Here is a 23181-nt window from a genome sequence, read left to right on the forward strand (position 1 = left end):
AATGCCAACCAGAAGGTTGGCATTTTTGTTGCTGTTCTATATATTCCCCTTGAAATTACCGCAAAACGCCACATTGACTAAATTAGCAACAAAAATTGTTTAATTATTCAGTCAATGAAGAAAAGTTTCGATTAAAAGCTTGTAACAATTGGTGTTTGTAGATATACCTATAAATATTCGTGCTCCAATGTTAAAAAATCATACTTATTTGTTTAATGTGATGGATATACATTTATAAGGGCAAAAAACTTTTAAAATATTCGGTCAGAAATAGGCAGCTATGGGCAAATCACTTGTAATTGTAGAGTCTCCAGCAAAGGCAAAAACAATTAATAAATACTTAGGTAACGATTTCATCGTAAAGTCCAGTGTTGGGCATGTACGTGATCTACCAACTTCAGGTTCAGGCAAAACGAAAACTGCAGCGACGAAAACGCCTGCTGAAGTTCGAAAAATGTCACCAGAAGAAAAAGCTGCCTACAAAAAGCAACGCGATTATAAAAATCTTGTTGCCCGCATGGGTATTGATCCTGAAAAAGGCTGGGAGCCACATTACGAAGTCTTACCCGGCAAAGAGAAAGTTGTTCAAGAATTAAAAAAACTTGCTGAAAATGCAGATAAAATCTATCTCGCAACCGATTTGGATAGAGAAGGGGAAGCCATTGCATGGCACCTCGAACAGATTATTGGTGGCGAGCCTGAAAAATATAAGCGAGTTGTTTTTAACGAAATTACGAAAAATGCTATTCAACAGGCATTCGAAACACCGGGCGAACTAAACACTGATATGGTGTATGCGCAGCAAGCACGTCGTTTCCTTGACCGTGTTGTAGGTTTTATGGTGTCGCCGCTATTATGGGCAAAAGTTGCTCGTGGCTTATCAGCAGGTCGTGTTCAATCTGTCGCGGTGCGTCTACTCGTTGAACGCGAACGTGAGATTAAAGCATTCATTCCTGAAGAGTTTTGGGATGTCCACGCTGATGTAAAAAATACTGAAGCAGCTTTAAGGTTAGAAGTTACCAAACACGCTGACAAGCCTTTTAAGCCAGTTAATGAAGAGCAGGCGATGTCTGCCGTTAGTCAACTTGAAAAAGCTGACTACAAGGTCATTAGTGTTGAAGAAAAGCCAAGCAAGAGTAAACCGAGTGCACCATTTATTACTTCAACCATGCAACAGGCAGCAAGTACGCGCCTAGGTTATGGTGTTAAGAAGACGATGATGTTGGCTCAACGCTTGTATGAAGCTGGCCATATTACTTACATGCGTACCGACTCAACTAACTTATCGAAAGATGCCGTTGAAATGTGTCGTGATTACGTGACTGAGCAATTTGGTGAAAAGTATTTACCTAAAGCACCTATCAGCTACAGTTCTAAAGGCAATGCACAAGAGGCGCACGAAGCGATTCGTCCTTCAAGTGTCACTGTGTTATCTGGTCATTTAGATGGTGTTGAGGCCGATGCTAAAAAGTTATATGAACTAATTTGGCGTCAGTTTGTTGCTTGCCAAATGGTCCCTGCAGAATACGATTTAACAACTTTAACGGTTGGCGCGGGTGATTATCAATTAAAAGCAAAAGGCCGTGTGCTTCGCTTTGACGGTTGGACAAAAGTTCAGCCAGCTGTTCGTAAGAAAAACGAAGAAGATCAGTCACTGCCTGCAGTTAAAGAAGGTGATGTACTCACGCTTGTAGAGTTAGACCCTAAACAACATTTTACAAAGCCACCAGCACGCTTTAGTGAAGCAAGCTTAGTTAAAGAATTAGAAAAGCGTGGTATCGGTCGTCCTTCTACGTATGCATCTATCATCTCAACAATTCAAGACCGTGGTTATGTGCGTGTTGAGAACCGTCGTTTCTTCGCTGAAAAAATGGGTGAGATTGTTACGGACCGGTTAGTTGAAAACTTCGAAGATCTAATGAACTTTGATTTTACCGCTAAGATGGAAGGTCGTCTGGATGATATCGCAGAAGGTGAACGTGTCTGGACACAAGTACTAGATAAGTTTTATGCGGATTTTTCAACCCAGCTTGAAGTTGCCTCAGGTGATGAAGAGCACGGCGGTATGCGCCAAAATCAAATGGTTGAAACCGATATCGATTGTCCAACCTGTGGTCGCAAGATGGGTATCCGAACTGCATCAACCGGTGTGTTCTTAGGCTGTACGGGTTACAACCTGCCACCAAAAGAGCGTTGCACAACAACTATGAACTTGGTACCAGGCGATGAAGCAATTGCTGCAGATGTTGAAGACGTCGAAACAGAATCACTGATGCAAATGAAGCGTTGTCCAATCTGTGAAACGGCAATGGATTCATACTTAATCGATGAAACACGCAAATTACATGTATGTGGTAACAACCCTGCGTGTAAAGGATATATCGTTGAGCAAGGTACCTTTAAAATTAAAGGTTACGACGGCCCCATTATCGAATGTGATAAATGTGGTTCAGATATGCAGTTAAAATCAGGTCGTTTTGGTAAGTACTTTGGCTGTAGTAATGAAGAGTGTAAAAATACTCGTAAATTACTTAAAAATGGTGAAGCTGCACCGCCGAAGGAAGATCCGGTTCATTTACCAGAGCTAGAGTGTGAAAAATCAGAAGCTTACTTTGTACTGCGTGATGGTGCATCGGGTATTTTCTTAGCTGCAAATACCTTCCCTAAATCACGTGAAACGCGTGCGCCTAAAGTTGAAGAGTTAAAACGCTTCAGAGACCGAATTTCTGAAAAGTTTTACTATCTTGCCGATGCGCCGGCACAAGACCCTGATGGCAATCCTTCAATTGTACGTTACAGCCGTAAAAATAAAGAGCAGTATGTAATGAGTGAAGTAGATGGCAAAGCCACAGGCTGGACTGCTCACTACCAAAATGGAAAATGGGTAGAAGAGAGTAAAAAGAAAGCGCCTAAGAAAAAAGCGGCGACTAAAAAGTAAGTTTACATCTATTTAGATCATAAAAAGGGATTGCTGTTGCAATCCTTTTTTTTGTTCTTTTATGACATTTGCTAATGTCGTTTTTTACCAATCTCTGCTTTTAATCAGTTGCTATCCTGTCTCCATTATTAAGATAGGAGATTTATAATGCAAACTCGTTTATCCCAACAGCAGGTATATTCACTTAACCCAGGACTTGTTGAACATTTAACTGGACTGAGCACACTACCAGAAGATTCAAAAATAACTAGTAGGATTGTAGATCTAGTAAGACTCAGAGTGTCGCAAATAAATGGCTGTGGATTTTGTCAGCATATGCACTCAGCAGAGTTAAGACGCCATGGAGAGCATCAGCAACGATTAGATGTATTGGCTGCTTGGCGTGAAGTTCCAGTGTTCTCAGAGGAAGAAGTTTCAGCATTAGCCTGGGCAGAAGCATTAACAAATATCATTGATAAGCATGTTGAAGACAATGTGTACAACCAAGTGTCTTTAATATTTACTGAAAAAGATGTCGTGGCACTGACGGCAATTGTGTTAGAGATTAATAGTTGGAACCGTATCGTTAAAGCGTTTCACTTTATCCCTGAGTTAACGGAGTAGAGAATAATCATGAAGTTTACACTCGCACCTAGGGTTAATGCGTTGGTAAATATATTATCAGCATGCGCCTTTTTCTTTGGTAGTACCTTATTTTTACCTGCATTTATAGAATATGCCACATTGGGGGTGGTGTTATTCATGATAGGTTCGTTATTATTTTTATTAAGTGCATTCGCTGATTATTACAGCCATTAATAACAAAAAACCGGAGCGCACATCTTTGTGTCATTCCGGTTTTCCATATTCTAAGCTGGCGTAAAATTAGATTTGTACGTCTTTTACTTTTTTATAGCCTTCAGCTTCAAGCTCATCGTTCACACACTTTAATACGTATGGCTTTAATTCTTCGTTGCTGATGTCATCATCTTTTGCCCAGTTTAAACACATTTCGGTGTATTCTTTGATCATTTCAGCTGATGCTTCTGGTGCTTCATTAGCGATTGCATTCGTTGCTGACACGCTTAAAACAGGTGCCAAAATTAGTGCTAGCAATGCTTTTTTCATTTAATTATTCCTAATCAACAAAAGTAATTATTACCGGCTCAATTGCACAGTAATGGTGCGCAATGTGTATCTCACTTTGCTTGAGTGAATTTATAAACTAAATTTCAAAAAAAGATAACGAAATTTTTTTATCGTAAAGATAAGCAAAAAATAACCACTCTTTTTACCTCTAAGGCTAGCAATGGTGAGGCTAATACACGTATTATCGCGCTAATTTTAAAAAGAAAAGTGAATTAAGTTATGTCTGAACAAGTGACTCATTCAAAAATAAAGAAAGTACCAAGCAAGCTAGAACACGTTGTTGAGAGTTTTATTTTTCGCTCGCGTTGGTTATTAGCGCCATTCTTTATTGGCTTATTAGTCGCTGTGGTATTACTGCTGCTAAAGTTCTTTAAATACTTATACAGTATGGCCTTAAATACTTTCACTGCGTCAAACCAAGAGCTTTTGGTGGGCATTTTGACTTTAGTTGACACTGCGCTACTAGCAGGGCTTTTGCTTATTATCATTTTCAGTGGTTACGAAAACTTTGTTTCAAAGTTAAATATAGAAAATCACGAAGATCGACCTGTTTGGATGGGTAAGGTTGGTTTCTCGGGTCTTAAGATGAAATTGATCAGTGCAATTGTTGCTATATCGGCTGTCGAGCTTTTAAAAGTGTTTATCAGCTCAAACAATCATTCCACAGATGAGTTACTCTGGAAGGTGTTAATTCATGTTACTTTTGTGGTGTCGGGGGTGTTATTTGCGCTAACGGATTACATAAATAGTAAAACCATGAACCATTGATAGCAATCTTCCATAAAAAAGCCCTGCAATAGCAGGGCTTGGTTTTTAACAACTGATTCTTAATTCAGGGTTGCGTAAAAGCAACCGAACCCGGGCAGAGTGACTGTATTATTGTTTAATTCAGCTGTGTGATGAGAGATCTCAGTATGCTGTGAAGACACAGAGTCAGAGATTGTCAGTTCACTACTTTGCGCAGCCAAGTTAAATGCACAAAGCATTTTAGTGTCGTTAAGCGTTCGATAAAAAGCAAGCACAGGCTCTTGCGTATCTATAAATTCAATATCGCCTTCTAAGAGAACGTTTTTGTCTTTACGCCATGCCATAAATTCACGGTAGGCATTCAAAATCGAATCTTTATCTTGATCTTGCGTATTTACCGCAACTGATTTGTGCGCATCGCCCACAGGTAACCAAGGTTTTACTGATGAGAAGCCAGCTTGCTCTGCATCCGTTGCATCCCAAGGCATCGGTGTACGACAACCGTCACGGCCTTTAAAGTTTGGCCAGAATGTGATGCCATATGGGTCTTGTAGGTCTTCAAAAGCGACTTCAGCTTCACCTAGGCCAAGCTCTTCACCTTGGTACATACATACGCTGCCACGTAAAGAGGCTAGTAGGGCTGTTAGCATCTTACATTGTTGTGGCTCAATCGTATCGCCTTTACTCCAGCGACTAGCAACGCGTTCTACGTCGTGATTGCTAAAAGCCCAGCACGGCCAGCCTTCAGTCATGCGCTGCTCTAGGGTGCTTACAGTTGTACGAATATACTCAGCGCTATAGTCATTGGTAAGCAGCTCAAAGCTATAACCCATATGGAGTTTGTCACCACCTGATGTGTACTCAGCCATGGTTGCAAGTGAATCTTCAGATGAGATTTCGCCTAATGCAACTGTGCCAGGGTATTTGTTTAATAGGGCACGAATGTCTTGCATAAAACTCAGGTTCTCAGGTTGCGTATTATTGTAGTAGTGATACTGGAACGCATATGGGTTGTCTTCGCTAAAGCCACGGCCTTGACGCTTCTCTGGTGGCTTAGCAGGGTTATCCCGTAATTGAGCATCGTGATAGCAAAAGTTAATGGCATCTAAGCGGAAACCATCAACACCTTTCTTAAGCCAAAACTCAACATTGTCTAATACCGCTTTACGTACTTCAGGATTATGGAAGTTTAAATCTGGCTGCTCAGCAAAGAAGTTATGTAAGTAATATTGACCACGACGCGGTTCCCACTGCCATGCAGGGCCACCAAAAATAGATAACCAGTTATTTGGTTGTGTACCGTCCGGCTTTGCATCAGCCCATACATACCAATCTGCTTTGTCGTTAGTTTTATCTTCACGGCTATCAAGGAACCATTGATGTTGATCTGAGGTATGGCTCAATACCTGATCTATAATGATTTTAATATCACGTTGGTGCGCTTGTGCAATGAGTTCATCAAAATCATCAAGGTTACCAAACAATGGGTCGATATCACGGTAGTCACTGATGTCATAACCAAAGTCTTTCATTGGCGATTTAAAGAAAGGTGAAACCCAAATAGCATCAACACCTAGGCTTTTAATGTAATCAATGCGATCAATGATACCTTTGATATCACCAATGCCATCGCCATTGGTGTCTTGGAAACTGCGCGGGTAAACTTGATAAATAACCGCACCTTTATACCACTGCTTTTGAGCCATGTTTTTCTCCATCGTGACACTCAGTGTATGTAAACTGTTAGGCAACCGTTAATGCAATATGTTGCCGGAATGTCAAAAGCATACGTGAAGGGTGAGATACTGTAAAAACTCTGCATACGTATGCACGCCAAATTCATCTATGTGCTCAGTAAAATTCATTAACTTGATTTAAAAGTAAACAACTCGAATATCAATTAATAAAACTTACCAATTAGATATTCCTTCTCTTATCAACAAATGAAAACTCCAGCTTGGTGCATAAAATAGCTGGATTACACCAGAATGGTGCACCATCACAATTGGTAAGACCAATTATCATTGGTGCAGGTCTGTTCCTAATATAATTGCGTCATGTCGCTATTTAAGCGAGATAAATGGCTTAGTATCCATTTCTGTGACCAAATTAGGTTCTTAAATATAGCAAAAATGTTTCATTACTATTAACTAAGACGTAAAAATCATTAAATACTTTAAATTCAGTGGGTTGAAGGTTGGTTTTGTAAAAATGTTGTTAATTTTTGTGGGGGTGAGCTACGCTGAATACGTATGCATAAATTTGTTAAGAAAATAATCAGAGCGTTAATATTCAATTCGACAACAAAATCAGTCAGCGAATTTCAGCTATTATGTTAATGAATAACTGCAACACGTTGGCATTACAATTTGGGTAATGGGAAAACATCATGTCTATGTTCAAACCAAGTATATTAACTCTGGCTTTAACAGCCGCAGGTTTAAATAGCTTTGTAGCGTATGCTGCAGAAGAAGACCAAAAAGCGAAAAACGATAACGTTGAAGTTATCGAAGTTAAAGGTTTTCGTGGCAGTGTTGTAGAATCTATTAATACTAAACGCTTCACTCCTGAAGTTGTTGAGTCAATCTCTGCAGAAGATATCGGTAAATTACCTGATTCATCAATTGCAGAATCAATCGCACGCCTTCCTGGTTTAACAGCACAACGCCTAGACGGTCGAGCTAGCCGTGTAAGTGTTCGTGGTTTCAGTGAAAACGAAAGTGCAACGACATTCAACGGTCGTGAGCAAGTATCAATCGGTGACAACCGTGGTGTAGAATTTGACCTTTATCCATCAGAAATTATGAGTGGCGTAACGGTATACAAAACACCAAGTGCAGGTATTGAAGCTGAAGGTATTGCTGGTGTAATCGACATGCAAACTGTGAAACCTTTAAGTAAAGGTGAACAAGTTATCATGTTCAACGGTCAATATGAGCAAACAGGTTTTGATAAATTAAATCCAGACGGTGACGACCAAGGTTTCCGCGGTACGTTCTCATACATTGACCAATTTGCTGATGACACAATCGGTGTTGCATTTGCATACAACACGATGAGCTCACCAAACCAAGAAAAACGTTGGAACTCGTGGGGTTATCCTGAGTTTACGGGTGAAGATGGCAATACATACTCAATTTTAGGTGGTGCTAAGCCATTTGTACGTTCATCGACTCTTGAACGTGATACAGCAATGCTTGTAATTGAAGCTGCGCCGACTGATCGCTTAAACATGACATTTGATGCCTTATATGTAGATTTCTCAGATGAAAAAATCCTACGTGGTATAGAAGTTCCATTCGCATGGGGCCAAGGTTCAATCGACCCAAGTTCAGCAGTTGTTGACGCTGACACTGGTTTCATTACTAGTGCAGTAACAGAAGGCCAACGTGTTGTTGTTCGTAATGACTACGAAGAGCGTAATGCTGAGCTCACTCAGTTTGGTTTTAATGCAAAATATGACATTAGCGATGATTGGTCAGTAGAATTTGACGTAAGCCGTTCTGAAGTTGAACGTCAAATTTGGAGTATCGAAAGCTACTCAGGTACAGGTCGTGGTGACGCGAATGGTGTTGCTGATACAATCGGCTATGAGTTTGACGGTGGTAACACTGGCGCACAATTCAGCCACAACCTTGATTACAGTGACTACGACTTAATTCAACTTGGTGGCCCATTATCTTGGGGTGCAAGTGCTGCACTTAATGACAAGTATGGTTTAACAGGTACTGAGTATCAAAATACAGCGCAAGATGGCTTTATTAATGCGCCAGAAATTAATGATGAACTAAGCACATTAAAACTTGCTGCAAGCAAAGTACTTGATAATGCTTACATCAGCCGAGTGTCATTTGGTATGTCATACCGTGACCGTGAAAAGAGTAAGTTGTCGGAAGGTTACTTCATGACATTAAAAGACTTCTCTTTATCGAACCCTGGCATGGTATCAATCCCGGAGCAATACCGCTTAGGTACAGCGAGTCTTGATTTCATCGGCATGGGTAACATGGTTGCTTATGATACCAATGGTTTAGTAAATGATGGTTATTATAACCTTCTTCAAGAAAGCCTTACTGATTCAAAGCACAAAACACAATCTTGGACTGTACAAGAAGAAGTAACAGCATTCTTTGCTCAAGCTGATATCAATGCTGAGCTGGGTTCAATCCCTGTAACAGGTAATATTGGTGTTCGTTATGTGAAAACTGAACAGTCTTCACAGGGTTTTGCTGCAAACACTGTTGATGGTTTAGTTGTTGTATCAGAGACCGATGTAAGCCATGACTACAGCCACTTCTTACCAAGCATCAATTTATCGTTTGCAATTGATGAAGAGCAAACTGTACGCTTCGGCGCAGCGAAAACGATTTCTCGTGCTCGCTTAGACGAAATGAACTCATCAGTTAATGCATCTTATAATCAACAACCAGATGAAAACGGTAACTACTGGAGTGTATCTGGTGGTAACCCAGAGCTTGAGCCTAAAGAAGCAACTGGTTTTGATTTAAGCTACGAAAATTACTTCCATGAAGAAGGTTATTTCGCTGCAGCTGTATTCTACAAAGATATCACTCAGTGGATTTTCGATGGTACTTATGAAATTGATATGAGTGGTGTAGCTGACCCGTCTACTGGTGAAATCCCTGCGACTTCAACTGGTACTGGTTCTGGTAAAGTAAATGGTGGTTCTGGTGACCTTTGGGGTTATGAGCTTTCATTAACACTACCGTTCACAATGTTCAGCGAATCTTTAGACGGTTTTGGCCTAATCGCAAGCCATACAGGTGTTGAGCAAGACTTAACTGACCAAAATGGTAACGACTATGAGCTACCTGGCCTATCTGATCAAATCGATAGCTTAACAGTTTACTTTGAGCGTAATGGTTTCCAAGCGCGTACCAGCATGCGTAAGCGTAGCGACTTTAAAGGTGACGTATACGGTTTAGGTTTTGCTACTACACAAGTTGATATTAAAGGCGAAACAATTTGGGATGCTCAAATTGGTTATGACTTCAGCGAAGGTGGTGTAGAGAGCCTTGATGGTTTATCTGTCACTTTCCAAGTACAGAACATCACTGAAGAGCCGTTTACATCACTACAAGGTGATAACTCACTTCAAGTACGTGATTACCAAGACTACGGTCGTACATTCCTGTTAGGCTTCAGCTATAAGCTGTAATTAGCTAAAACAGCGATAGAAAATTGCCCTTGTGATTTGTTTTACAAGGGCTTTTTTTTATCAGTGAGCTACACTCAATGAATTGAATTTGGCGTTAGGTGTACTATGGAATCAAAAAAAATTACAAAGGTAGTGATTGCCGGTGGTGGTACCGCTGGTTGGATAACCGCTGCGTTACTTAATAAAGTGCTTGGGAAAGTGCTTGATATCACGCTTATTGAATCAGCAGAAATTGGCACTGTTGGTGTAGGCGAAGCGAGCATTCCACCTATCTTGCATCTAAATGGTGCGCTTGGCATTTCTGAAAAAGAATTTATAAAGGCCACTGGCGCAACGATTAAACTAGGTATCGAGTTTGAAAATTGGCGCAGCCAAGGCCATAGCTATATGCATGCCTTTGGTGAGATAGGTAAAGACTTTCCGTTTTGTGAGTTTTATCATTTTTGGCTAAAAGCAAATCAAACACAAAACGCGCCTGATTTTTGGGATTTCTCACTTAATTACCAAGCTGCAAAAGCACATAAATTTTCCCACCTTAGTCATATTCCTAATACCCAATTAGCAGGCTTACATTATGCTTATCACTTTGATGCCACACGATATGGCGAGTTCTTAAAAGAATTAGCGCAATCACGGGGCGTAAAACGTATCGAAGGCAAAATTGAATCGATTAATCAATGCCATCAAAGCGGATATATTTCTTCTTTGCTGATGCAAAATGGCAAGCAAATAGATGGCGACTTATTTATTGATTGCACAGGCCTGCGTGCCTTATTGATAGAACAAACACTCAATACAGGTTTTGAAGATTGGTCACATTGGCTACCTTGTGATAGTGCTGTTGCAGTGCAAAGTGAATCCGCTACGGATGCAATTCCTTATACACGGTCAATTGCGAAAGACTCTGGTTGGCAATGGCAAATTCCATTACAGCATCGTGTAGGAAACGGCCTTGTATATTCGTCTCGTTTCTTATCTGATGAATCAGCTAAACAACAGCTTCTGGACAACTTACCAGCTAAGCCATTGACAGAGCCACGTATTATTAAATTTAAAACAGGGCGTCGTTTAAAGCAGTGGCATAAAAATGTGGTATCGGTTGGCTTATCGAGTGGTTTTTTAGAGCCTTTAGAATCGACCAGTATTCATTTAATTCAAAGTGCAGCCATTCGTTTAATTAAGTTTTTTCCTCATCAAGGTATTAAGCAAAGCTTAGTTGATGAATTTAATAAACAAAGTAAAACAGAATTTGAGCGAATTCGTGACTTTATTATCCTTCATTACAAGCTAACTGAACGTGATGACACTGCATTTTGGCGTTTTTGTAAAGGCATGGATATTCCAAGCAGCCTCAAAAATAAAATTGAGCTATTTAAATCCAGCGGCAAGCTCGTAAGAGAAGACGAAGAGCTATTTGCTGAAGTTGCTTGGCAGCAAGTCATGATAGGGCAAGGTCTTATTGCAGACGATCATCATCCATTAACTGATGCCTTATCTGATGAGCAGTTAAATGAGTTATTTAGTAATTTAAAAACGTTGATTAATAACACCGTAGAGCAGCTACCGAGTCACAGTCAATTTTTAGAAAAAGTACAAAATTAATTATGAAAAAAACACAGACATTTTTAGCGTTAACGACCGCATTTACTATTTTTAACTCGACAGCGAGTTTTGCACTTACCGCTTCACCAGAAAATTGGTGGGTTGGAATGCAAAACGATTCTTTGCAAGTAATGCTTTACGATAACAATATTGCTAACAAAGCGTGGCAAATGATGCCTTACAAGGGCGTTGAGTTTAAAGGGGTGACAACAACAAATAACCCTAACTACGCTTTTTTAGATTTAAACATCAGCGATAATACAAAGCCGGGAAAACTGACTTTTAAAGCTGAAGATGGCACAACGTTTACTTACCCATTAAATGCTCGAGATAAGCAAAGTGCCAACCGCGATGGCTTTACAAACAAAGATACGCTGTATTTAATCAATCCTGATCGCTTTGTAAATGGAGACCCAAGTAACGACAGCGTTGCAGGTATGCAGGAGGCTGCAAATCCGAGCTTCAAAGGAGGTCGTCATGGCGGTGATATTCAAGGTGTTATTAATAGCTTAGATTATCTTGAGGACTTAGGTGTAACGCAACTTTGGTTAACACCTGTGCTTGAAAATGACATGCCAAGTTATTCTTATCATGGTTATGCTATTACTGACTTCTACAAGGTTGATCCGCGTATGGGCAGTAATGCGCTTTATAAAACCTTATCAGCAGAAGCGAAAGAGCATGGTATCGGCTTAGTGATGGACATGGTACTTAACCACTTTGGTTCATCGCATCAGTGGATGACTGACATGCCAACAGTAGATTGGGTTAACTTTGATGGCAAGTTTGAAAACGGTAAAAATGCCACAAGCCACGCCAGACAAACAATTCAAGACCCTCATGCCAGCCAATACGATAAACGTCAATTTAATGATGGGTGGTTTGTTGAGTCGATGCCTGATTTAAATCAGCGCCAGCCGTTACTCTCAACTTATTTGATTCAAAATGCCATTTGGTGGATTGAATACGCCAACTTAAGCGGCATTCGTGTTGATACCTATTCATACTCAGATAAAGCGTTTTTAGCCGATTGGACTAAAGCGATTATGACCGAGTATCCAAACTTTAATATTGTTGGCGAAGAGTGGACAACCAACCCGGCAATTGCATCTTATTGGCAGCGCGGCAAAGTCAATCAAGATGGATATACCTCTGATTTACCAAGTGTGATGGACTTTTCATTACAAGAAGCATTAATCCAAGCACTTAACGAAGAAGAAAGCTGGAATACAGGTTGGATAAAAGTATATCAATCGCTGGCGAATGACTTTTTATATGCTGATACAGATAACATTTTAGTGTTTGCTGATAACCATGACATGAGCCGTGTTTACACTGAGCTTGGTCAAGACCTCGCAAAAACTAAATTAGCCATGACGCTGCTGTTAACAACTCGCGGTATTCCACAAATCTATTACGGTACAGAGCTTTTGCTTGATAACACGCCAAGTAATGACCACGGTGATATTCGCATTGACTTCCCTGGTGGGTTTACGGGTCAAAAAACAAATGCATTCACAGGCAAAGGCCTTTCAACTGATCAGCAAGAGATGTTAAGTACCATTAAAAAACTGCTTAAGCTGCGCCAAGAAAAACCAGCGCTAAGTGAAGGTCGTTTAATGCATTTTTCACCAAAGCAAGGCGTTTACAGCTATGTGAGAGAGCATAATGGCCAAACTGTATTGGTCGTTCTTAACAAAAACCAACAAGCTATTGATTGGGATTTAAGCTACATGCAAGAAGTGCTGAAAGGCAATAATAAAGGACGAGATTTAATCAGCAAAAAACGCGTTGAACTTGCAGCGCCAATCCGCTTAAAAGCTATGCAAGCACGCTTAATCGAGCTTGAATAATTGCAACTAATAGGCTGAATACGTATGCATTTACTGTCCGTATGCAGCCCTTAACATTAGTATTAACTGATATTTACAGAAAAATGAAGTAATGATGACAACATACAAACTAACTGCGTTAGTAGTGGCTTCGGTTTTAGGTTTAACTGCCTGTGGTAACGATGCGCCAGTACAGCAGAACACGCAAAAGCAGCAATCAGAATCGAGCCAAGCAGCTATCTCTAAGCCTGTGGTTTATCAAGTATTCACTCGATTATTTGGTAATACAAATACCACCAATAAACCGTGGGGTACATTAGAAGAAAATGGAGTAGGTAAATTCGCTGATTTTAATGATGCTGCATTACAAGGCATTAAAGAGCTAGGTACAACACATGTTTGGTACACAGGTGTACCGCGTCATGCTTTAGTAACTGACTATACCGAATACGGTTTGTCACAAGATGACCCTGATGTTGTAAAAGGCCGTGCAGGCTCACCTTATGCAGTGAAAGACTATTACGATGTTAATCCTGATTTAGCAATTAACCCTGAGCGCCGCTTAGAAGAGTTCGAAGAGCTAATCAATCGTACTCATGAGCACGGTATGAAAGTTGTTATTGATATTGTGCCAAACCATGTAGCGCGTAACTATGAGTCGGTCGCAAAGCCTGAAGGTGTTAAAGATTTTGGTGCTGAAGATGACACGACGAAAACTTATGCTCGCGATAATAACTTTTACTATGTAACAGGGCAGTCATTTCAAGTTCCTACCAGCGATAGCTACCAAGTGTTAGGTGGTAACCCGCATCCTCTAGCAGATAATCAGTTTGCTGAAACACCAGCAAAATGGACGGGTAATGGGGCACGTGCAGCTAAACCTGACATCAATGATTGGTACGAAACAGTTAAAATTAATTACGGCGTGAAACCAGATGGCAGCTACGATTTCCCGACGCTACCTGCTGATTACGCTGATAAAGATTACCGTGCGCACTACGCATTTTGGCAAGATAAAGAGCTACCAAATAGCTGGTATAAATTCCGCGATATCGCGCTTTATTGGTTAGATAAAGGTGTCGATGGTTTTCGTTATGATATGGCAGAGATGGTGCCTGTTGAGTTCTGGAGCTTTTTAAATTCATCAATCAAGATGCAAAAAAGCGATGCTTTTATTTTGGCTGAGGTTTATAACCCAACGCTTTACCGCCCATATATCCAGCAAGGTAAGATGGATTACCTTTACGACAAAGTCGGTTTTTACGACACAGTTAAAGCTGTGATGCAAGGCAAGCAATCAGCGGATACTATTTTCGATATCCAAAGCCAAGTGGCTGATATTGAAGAGCACATGCTGCACTTTTTAGAAAACCATGATGAGCAACGTATTGCTAGCCCAGATTTCGCGGGCAGCAGTGAAAAAGGTAAGCCGGCTATGGTGGTTTCTACATTAATGTCGCGTTCGCCAACATTACTTTATTTTGGTCAAGCTGTCGGTGAAGATGGCTCTGAAGATGGTGGCTTTGGCGACCCAACCCGCACAAGTATCTTCGATTACATGGGTATACCTGCGCATCAAGCGTGGATGAATAATGGTAAATTCGATGGTGGTGCGCTTTCAAAGCAGCAAGCTGATCTACGCGCTTACTACACTAAGTTAATGTCGTTAAACACGCTTCCTGCCATTGTTGGTGGTGACATGCAAGCGGTTGAATTGACGGGTTCAGAGCAAGTCATTGCCTTTACGCGTAAGCTTGGCCAACAACTGGTGCTTGTAGTAAGTAATTTTTCAGAGAACCCACAAAATGTTGAGCTTAACCTTAACCAAGCGTTGTTACCTAAGCTTAACCACAGTGATTTAACGTTAACTGATAACCTAGAAAATCATGCCGACATTGTGATTTCTGAGGCAACAACGAATGGGCCAATTCAATTACAAATGAATGGTTTAAGCAGTGCAGTATTTACTCTAAAGGCTGATTATGACTAATAACAAACCAACGCTAAGCTTTTGGCAAATATGGAATATGTGTTTTGGATTCTTAGGGATCCAATTTGGCTTTGCATTACAAAACGGTAATGTGAGCCGTATATTTCAAACCTTAGGTGCCAATGTTGATGACATTCCAATCCTTTGGGTTGCAGCGCCGCTTACAGGTCTTATTGTACAACCGATCATCGGTTATTGGAGCGATAAAACTTGGAATAAGTTAGGTCGCCGTCGTCCGTTCTTTTTTTATGGGGCTATTCTAACAACGTTATCGTTATTCATTATGCCTAACTCACCAAGCCTTTGGATTGCAGCGGGTATGCTATGGATCATGGATGCGTCAATTAACGTGACCATGGAGCCATTCCGTGCACTTGTTAGTGATAACCTGCCTAAAAAGCAACGTGCAACTGGTTATGCAATGCAAAGCTTCTTCATTGGTATCGGTGCGGTTGTCGCGTCGGCATTACCTTGGATGATGACTAACTGGTTCGATATTGCCAATACAGCACCAGCTGGACAAATCCCAGATTCTGTAAAATTTTCGTTTTACTTTGGTGCAGTAGTTTTAATTATTGCAGTGTTTTGGACTGTGTTTACCACTAAAGAATATTCCCCAGAAGAGCTAGAAAGTTTTCATGAGCAAGAGCAAAGCAATGACTCGAGCGATGTTCAAAGCGATGTGAATTTTAACAAAGGGGCTGCAATTTTTACGGTTCTTGGCCTTGTCGTTCTTGGAATTGTTACAGGTCTATCTCTTGAAAAAGAGCTTTATTTGCTTGCTGGTGGTTTGATTAGTTTTGGTGTTATTCAATTTATAGCCGGTGCTCTAAAAGCTAAAAATGCAACCAGTGGTGGCTTTTATCAAGTTGTGAATGATGTATTCACTATGCCAGAAACAATGAAACAATTGGCTTGGGTACAATTTTTTAGCTGGTTCTCATTGTTTGCAATGTGGATTTATACCACCTCGGCGGTAACAAGTTTCCACTATGGCAGCAGTGATACAAGCTCACTTGCATACAACAATGGTGCGGATTGGGTTGGTGTGTTATTTGCCGCTTACAATGGCTTTGCTGCCATTGCAGCACTGTGTATTCCGATTGTCGTTAAAAAAGTGGGACTAAAAATGGCCCATGCTATCAACCTAGTGTTAGGTGCATTAGGGCTGGTCAGCTTTATTGTTATTAAAGATCCAAGTTTACTGATCTGGCCAATGATTGGGGTCGGTTTTGCTTGGGCGTCAATTCTCTCTTTACCATACGCAATGTTAAGTACCTCAGTACCAAGTAAGAAAATGGGTGTGTACATGGGTATCTTTAACTTCTTTATTGTTATCCCGCAGCTTTTAGCGGCAAGCGTATTAGGCCTAATTTTACGCCACCTTTTTGATAATCAACCGATTTATGCGTTAGTGCTAGGTGCAGTGTCATTCGTACTAGCAGCGGTCGCCGTACTGCGCGTTAAGCAACAATAATAAGGACACACAATGAAAAAATTTAATCTAATTACAGCAAGCTTTTTAGCATTAGGTTTAACAGCTTGTAGTTCAGAACAATCAGCAAATATAGCGGTAGACCAAGTTTCTGCACCGGGTGCACCGGGTGTTGAGCCTTTTTGGGCATACTCTGGTAAAACAGGTATTGGTACCTCTTATGAGCAATACCAAGACGGTCACTATAGCGACGCAGCTGCTACCGGCAAAGTATCAAAAGTTTGGTTTTCAATTGCTAAAGGCATGATCACAGAAACCATGTTTGGTTTAATTCACCAAGCACAAATCAAAGATATGCAATTTGTTGTCGTTGGTAAAGATTTTACCGTAACAGAGAACGATGATCTGGATGTAAGCATTGATTATTTATATAAAGATGACGCAGGTCGCCCATTATCGCTTGCGTACAAAGTAGTAAGTAAAGACAAGCAAGGTCGTTTCACCTTAGAAAAACATATCTTTACAGATCCTAACGGGCAAACACTGTTTGTTCGTAGTGTATTTAATACAGACCTTGAAGATGTGAAAGCCTACGTTAATGTGAATCCTTATATCGATAACAATGGCTTAGATGATTTTGCAAAAGTGACTGACAAGGGTCTAGTTGCTTGGCAAGATGATAACTTTTTATCTTTACAAGCCGCTCAACCATTCAAACAAGCAAGCGTTGGCTTTACGGGTGTAAGTGATGGCTTAAAAGAGTTGAGAGCATCGCAATCATTACCAACTACTTACCAAAATACCGGTGATAAGTCGGGTAATGTAAGCTTACTTGCAGAGCTGGGCGAAGTATCAAAAAACACCACCTTTGATTTAGCTTTAAGCTTTGGTAAATCTGAAGCTGCAAGCTTAAAAGAAGGTCAAGCAAGTTTAAACCAAGGCTATCAAAAAGTGCTTGCTGCATATAACGGTGAAGGTGCTGCCATTGGTTGGCAAGACTACTTAACAAGCCTTGAACCTTTGAGCACATTAACTAACAGCACTGCTGATAATGGTAAGCTGCTCTATACCAGTGCTATGGTGTTAAAAGCGCAAGAAGATAAAACTCATGCAGGTGCTTTAATTGCGTCACTTTCTAACCCTTGGGGTGAAACGGTTTCGGCTAAAACAGGTTCTACCGGTTATAAAGCGGTTTGGGTTCGTGATTTCTATCAAGTTGCAATGGCATTTATGGCCATGGGTGATGCACGTACTGCTAAAACGGCGTTTGAGTATCTAGAAAAAGTACAAGTAACAGATAACACACCAGACAATGGTGGTGACACTGGCTGGTTCTTACAAAAGACACATGTTGATGGTGAACTTGAGTGGGTAGGTGTACAGCTTGACCAAACAGCAATGCCAATTATGTTAGCTTGGAAACTTCATCAAGCAGGCGTACTTAGCGATCAAGAGCTGACAGATTGGTATGGCAAAATGTTAAAACCAGCTGCTGATTTCTTGGTTGATGGTGGCCTTGCCAAAATTCTTTGGAACGACACGCAAATTACACCTCCAGCAACGCAACAAGAGCGCTGGGAAGAACAAAATGGTTTTTCCCCATCAACAACAGCTGCGGTTGTTGCAGGTCTAGTGACAGCTGCTGATATTGCTAAAAAAGCAGGTGACACTAAAAATGCAGAGCGTTACCTAGCAACGGCTAAAACCTACAACAGTGAAATTGAAAGCACGATGTTTACGACTCAAGGTAACCTTAAGTCTGAAAACAGCGATGGTGAATATTTCATTCGTATCGGTCAAGACAAAGATCCAAACTCATCAACTACACTTAACGCCAATAACGGTCGTGAAGGCTTTGACAAAAAGCAAATCCTTGATGGTGGTTTCTTAGAGCTTGTACGCTATGGTGTACGTGATGCACTTGCTCCGAGCATTGTAAAAACATTACCAGAGTATGATGACGAAACTTTAGTTGATAACCTTCAAGTACGCTATACCTTTAACTTTGCTGATGGTTCGGGCTCATTCCCAGGCTACCGCCGCTATGGTAACGATGGTTACGGTGAAGACCAAATGACAGGTAACAACTACGCTGAAGGTGGTAACAACACCCCTGGTCAACGTGGTCGTGTATGGCCGTTTTTCACAGGTGAGCGTGGTCACTATGAAATCGCTGCGGCAAACGCAACCAATAGCCTAGATGCGATGAAGCAACAAGCGATTAAAGACACCTACGTAAAAGGAATGGAAGCTTTTGCCAATGAAGGCATGATGTTACCTGAACAAGTTTGGGATGGCGTAGGTAACAATAAAGCTGGTTATCAGCTAGGTGAGGGCACAAACTCGGCAACACCGCTTGCTTGGACTCACGCTGAATACATCAAGTTACTTCGTTCAGTGAGCGATAAACAAGTATGGGATCATTACCCAGTTGTTGAAGATGCATTGAAGTAAGTTTTACTAACGCATTGACACAAAAGCCACAGCACTTGCTGTGGCTTTTGTTTTTAAAGTTGCCTGCCTCTAAGTAGCGAACAAATCACTGCGTTGTTAATGATGGAAGCTATAAAAGAATTGCTTATCCAAATGATGATGTACCTGTTACTATTGGCATGTGTCCTGATGTCATAATTCGCAGTTATAGGACACTTGGAATCGATTTACAAGTAAGCGTTAATGAAGGTATGCGTGATAACTTTACTTTATATCCATCAAGAAGAATATGAGGTCTAACAAAGTCGGATTCAAATATTGATCACCTTCGTGTCCCTTACTTACAGCATTTCTTTCAACGCCATGTGCAGAGCCTGACTTTAAGTGAAGACGTTAGTAATTATAAAAGGAGAGATCTTGTAACTTGGATACTATCTGGCAACTTACCCCATGTTGGAATAGTGACAGCTGAACTATAAGGAGTTACAACAAGGCCACTCATAGTAACGATATGGCCTAATCACTAAGATATGTTACTTAATTACAAAATGACAGGACATTAACGTTATAAACCTAAAACCCTAGCATTTGCATTGGGCTTCAATTACTTACCATTTTAATATACATTTAAGTTATCTTTGAACCTGTACTAGGTAAACCTGAATTTAGCATAAAAAGGAATTAATATGAAAACTGCTAGATGGTTCGTTGCCAGCTTTTTACTGCTCTTTACGACGACTGTTTTTGCTTCAAAGGAAGTTGTGATTGAGAAGTCTGATAAATTTACTGCACTGTCAAAAGGCTTTAAGGTAAGTGTTAGAACTGGCCCTACAAAAAACGCTAAAATTTATGACTTTTCGACAAAGAAAATAACCATCGCTGATGAGCATGGTGCACCTTTTCAACGTTACTATTTGCAACTTGTCAAAGCCAATAAAGAGTGGGCTAAAGAAATAGTTATGTTTGACGACAAAACGAATGTAATTGACTTAAATGCACTACTTTTTGGTCAATTGATAGATACTTCGGAATTGAAAAAATTAGACTCTGCGCATGCTTTTTCTTTCTATAATCGCCTTGAACGTATTCTCTCGGAAGAATATGGCACATTTGAACAGGTGTACAGAGATGGTCTTGCTGACTATCTAAGTTATATGTCGATAGAGGCCGGTTTTGATAATTACATAGCGAGAACAGGTATAGCGGGTGATAAACTCATACAAGCACTTAAAAAAGTAAATATGCCGCCTTTGGTTGAACACCAACAATTAATTACTGAGTTTATTAAAGCTGTAAATCAAAAAGACAAAACGTGGTTGTTGGCCCAACAACAACCTAATTCCTCACAAAGAGCCTCAGGGATTTATGCGCGCGGTTTAAACGTACTTTTTGAGTACTTTGACAGAATCGGTAACCCTACAAAGTTTAATATTATACGAGAAACGCAAGGCCGTTCTTTTGACCTTAATTCGAATAAATACTTTATTATTGAATTGCTTGAACATAAAGGCCAACGAGAAAAAGTAGAGATGGAGTTTATGTTTGTAGACACTTATGGTGGCCGCTTTATTGCTGAGTATGATATTACGGGCGTGCATTTTCGCTAAGTTAACATTTAAGTGTCGCGAAAAAGTAAAGCCGCACGTTGTGAAAACGTGCGGCTCGGATATTCCTTGGTTACAGCCCTGCTTTTTTCGCGCGAGCAGCGTGTAGCTTTTTGTAACTTTCGATTAAACGAAGGTGCCTATCTAAACCTTCAAGCTTCATGCTGGTTTCTGTTAAGCCATAAAACATCACATCGCCATTAATTGAGCCAACTACAGCATCCATGGTTTCTTGACCAAACATACGAGTGAAGCTGTGAATGTAATCTTCAATCTCAAGGTCATCGCTTAGTGCTACTTCTAACGTTGCGTGCATTGCCTGGTAGAATAGGCCACGTTCAACAATGGTATTGTCATTATATTGTAAGAAAGCTTCAACCAGCTCCATTGCCGCTTCTAAATCACCGAGTGCTAAATAAATAAGCAGTTTTAGCTCAAGAATCGTTAACTGACCCCACACTGTGTTTTCATCAAACTCAATGCCGATTAAGGTGATGATATCAATGTAGTTATCTAGTTCACTTTGTTCTAGGCGTTCAACTAAATCGGCAAGTTGATTTTCTGATAAACGGTGTAGGTTTAAGATATCTTCGCGGAAGTTCAGTGCTTTATTGGTATTGTCCCAGATTAAGTCTTCTACAGGATAAACTTCTGAGTAATCGGGCACCAAAATGCGGCAAGCAGTACCAAGGTCTGAGAACTCAGCAATGTAAGCTTCTTTACCTAAGCTTTCTAAAATTCCGAATAAGCTCGCTGTTTCTTCCTCATTGCTGCCAGAGAAATCCCATTCAACAAAATCATAATCGTGTTTAGCGCTGAAGAAACGCCATGAGATCACGCCCGTTGAGTCAATAAAGTGCTCTACAAAGTTTTCAGGCTCAGAAACCGCCATGCTATTGAACGTTGGCTTAGGTACATCGTTTAAGCCTTCAAAGCTTCTGCCTTGTAATAACTCAGTTAAACTGCGCTCTAACGCAACTTCAAAGCTTGGGTGCGCACCAAAAGAGGCAAATACCCCTCCTGTTTTAGGGTTCATGAGTGTTACGCACATCACTGGGAACTGACCACCTAGCGAGGCATCTTTTACTACAACAGGGAAACCTTGTTCTTCAAGACCATTAATACCCGCAACAATACCTGGATATTTATTTAATACTTCCTGTGGTACGTCTGGTAAAACAATTTCTTGTTCAATGATTTGACGCTTAACCGCACGCTCGAAAATTTCAGATAAACATTGTACTTTTGCCTCGGCAAAATTGTTACCTGCGCTCATACCATTACTTAAGAATAAGTTTTCGATCAGGTTTGAAGGAAAGTAAACCGTTTCACCGTCTGAATGGCGAACATAAGGAATAGAGCAAATACCACGTTCTTTATTACCAGAGTTGGTATCGATTAGGTGTGAGCCACAAAGTTCACCATCTGGATTATAAATTTCACGGGTGTAATTATCTAAAATACCCTCTGGTAGCGAGTCATCGTCAGTTAGTGCAAACCACTTTTCATTTGGGTAATGAACAAACTCGCTATTGGCAATGTCTTCGCCTAAGAACTGGTCGTTATAGAAGAAGTTACAGTTTAAGCGCTCAATAAACTCACCTAAAGCTGAGCATAACGCGCTTTCTTTGGTCGCACCTTTACCATTGGTAAAACACATTGGCGACGCAGCGTCACGGATATGTAAAGACCACACATTTGGCACAATATTACGCCAAGAAGAGATTTCGATTTTCATCCCTAACTCTTCAAGGATGGTCGTCATATTTGCGATGGTTTCTTCAAGCGGTAAATCTTTACCTAAAATAAACGTGTTGCTGTCATCACCTGGTTTTGCCATCAGCATTGCTTGCGCATCAGCTTCAATGCTTTCAACAGTATCGATTTTAAATTCAGGGCCGGTTTGAATAACACGTTTTACTGTACAGCGTTCAACAGAGCGTAAAATACCCGTGCGGTCTTTCTCAGAAAGGCTTTCTGGTAATTCAACCTGAATTTGGAAAATTTGGTTATAGCGGTCTTCTGGGTCAACGATATTGTTTTGCGCAACACGAATACCATCTGTCGGGATATCGCGTGAATTACAATACACTTTAATAAAGTAAGCCGCACACAATGCAGATGAAGCTAAGAAGTAATCAAATGGACTTGGTGCAGTGCCATCACCCTTATAGCGTATAGGTTGGTCTGCAATGACAGAGAAATCATCAAACTTAGCTTCAAGCCTGAGGTTGTCGAGAAAATTAACTTTAATTTCCATTAAAAAATTCCACCTTTGTGCGCGTTGCTATCT

14 protein-coding genes and 1 pseudogene are annotated in these 23181 nt (G+C 40.5%); 12 read left to right on the plus strand and 3 right to left on the minus strand.

The features are described 5' to 3' along the window. Positions 1 to 280 precede the first annotated feature (280 nt). From topA to HCZ11_RS05245, 3 genes are all read left to right on the plus strand, one after another. Positions 281 to 2938: a type I DNA topoisomerase gene (gene topA / locus HCZ11_RS05235; RefSeq protein ID WP_130051333.1), complete on the plus strand. Its 2658-nt coding sequence runs from the start codon at positions 281 to 283 to the stop codon at positions 2936 to 2938. 147 nt (positions 2939 to 3085) lie between these two features. Beyond that, the gene (locus HCZ11_RS05240; protein ID WP_130051334.1) at positions 3086 to 3541 is read left to right on the plus strand and encodes a carboxymuconolactone decarboxylase family protein; all 456 of its coding nucleotides are present in this window, start codon (positions 3086 to 3088) and stop codon (positions 3539 to 3541) included. Positions 3542 to 3550: 9 nt separating this feature from the next. Beyond that, a complete protein-coding gene (locus HCZ11_RS05245; RefSeq protein WP_130051335.1) occupies positions 3551 to 3736 on the plus strand; it encodes a YrhK family protein in 186 nt (61 codons plus the stop codon). A gap of 66 nt (positions 3737 to 3802) precedes the next feature. On the opposite strand, the gene HCZ11_RS05250 is transcribed toward HCZ11_RS05245, so the two are convergent. Further along, positions 3803 to 4045 carry a hypothetical protein gene (locus HCZ11_RS05250; RefSeq protein ID WP_054551458.1) on the minus strand — a complete coding sequence of 81 codons (243 nt, stop codon included), beginning with the start codon at positions 4043 to 4045 and terminating at the stop codon, positions 3803 to 3805. 240 nt (positions 4046 to 4285) lie between these two features. On the opposite strand from HCZ11_RS05250, the gene HCZ11_RS05255 reads away from it, so the two are divergent. After that, complete coding sequence (locus HCZ11_RS05255) at positions 4286 to 4834, plus strand: TIGR00645 family protein (protein ID WP_130051336.1); 549 nt, start codon at positions 4286 to 4288, stop codon at positions 4832 to 4834. Between the two features lie 59 nt (positions 4835 to 4893). Here HCZ11_RS05255 and HCZ11_RS05260 read toward each other — a convergent pair whose 3' ends face one another. After that, positions 4894 to 6519, minus strand: a complete 1626-nt coding sequence (locus HCZ11_RS05260) for an alpha-glucosidase family protein (RefSeq protein ID WP_167657842.1) — start codon at positions 6517 to 6519, stop codon at positions 4894 to 4896. A 683-nt stretch (positions 6520 to 7202) separates the two neighbouring features. Between HCZ11_RS05260 and HCZ11_RS05265 the strand changes: the two genes are divergently transcribed. The 8 genes and pseudogenes from HCZ11_RS05265 (at position 7203) to HCZ11_RS05300 (ending at position 20891) form a co-directional block, all read left to right on the plus strand. Further along, positions 7203 to 9992 (plus strand): TonB-dependent receptor, encoded by a 2790-nt coding sequence (locus HCZ11_RS05265; RefSeq protein WP_130051338.1) that lies wholly within the window; start codon positions 7203 to 7205, stop codon positions 9990 to 9992. A 105-nt stretch (positions 9993 to 10097) separates the two neighbouring features. Beyond that, positions 10098 to 11594 carry a tryptophan halogenase family protein gene (locus tag HCZ11_RS05270; RefSeq protein ID WP_167657843.1) on the plus strand — a complete coding sequence of 499 codons (1497 nt, stop codon included), beginning with the start codon at positions 10098 to 10100 and terminating at the stop codon, positions 11592 to 11594. Positions 11595 to 11596: 2 nt separating this feature from the next. Then, on the plus strand, positions 11597 to 13447 hold the full coding sequence (locus tag HCZ11_RS05275; RefSeq protein WP_167657844.1) for a glycoside hydrolase family 13 protein: 1851 nt from the start codon (positions 11597 to 11599) through the stop codon (positions 13445 to 13447). A gap of 91 nt (positions 13448 to 13538) precedes the next feature. Continuing rightward, complete coding sequence (locus HCZ11_RS05280) at positions 13539 to 15416, plus strand: alpha-amylase family glycosyl hydrolase (protein WP_167657845.1); 1878 nt, start codon at positions 13539 to 13541, stop codon at positions 15414 to 15416. Further along, on the plus strand, positions 15409 to 16893 hold the full coding sequence (locus HCZ11_RS05285; protein ID WP_167657846.1) for an MFS transporter: 1485 nt from the start codon (positions 15409 to 15411) through the stop codon (positions 16891 to 16893). The genes HCZ11_RS05280 and HCZ11_RS05285 overlap by 8 nt, the downstream gene beginning before the upstream one ends. A gap of 12 nt (positions 16894 to 16905) precedes the next feature. Then, positions 16906 to 19305, plus strand: a complete 2400-nt coding sequence (locus HCZ11_RS05290) for a glucan 1,4-alpha-glucosidase (RefSeq protein WP_167657847.1) — start codon at positions 16906 to 16908, stop codon at positions 19303 to 19305. 95 nt (positions 19306 to 19400) lie between these two features. After that, positions 19401 to 19763: pseudogene (locus HCZ11_RS19595) on the plus strand (DUF1287 domain-containing protein); the annotation flags it as partial. A 207-nt stretch (positions 19764 to 19970) separates the two neighbouring features. Beyond that, positions 19971 to 20891, plus strand: coding sequence for a hypothetical protein (locus tag HCZ11_RS05300; protein WP_167657848.1), 921 nt, complete (start codon positions 19971 to 19973; stop codon positions 20889 to 20891). A gap of 70 nt (positions 20892 to 20961) precedes the next feature. Here HCZ11_RS05300 and HCZ11_RS05305 read toward each other — a convergent pair whose 3' ends face one another. Further along, complete coding sequence (locus HCZ11_RS05305) at positions 20962 to 23148, minus strand: OsmC domain/YcaO domain-containing protein (RefSeq protein ID WP_167657849.1); 2187 nt, start codon at positions 23146 to 23148, stop codon at positions 20962 to 20964. Between the last annotated feature and the right edge of the window lie 33 nt (positions 23149 to 23181).

This window comes from Pseudoalteromonas sp. HF66 (assembly GCF_011806445.1).
Classification (GTDB): Bacteria; Pseudomonadota; Gammaproteobacteria; order Enterobacterales; family Alteromonadaceae; genus Pseudoalteromonas; species Pseudoalteromonas apostichopi.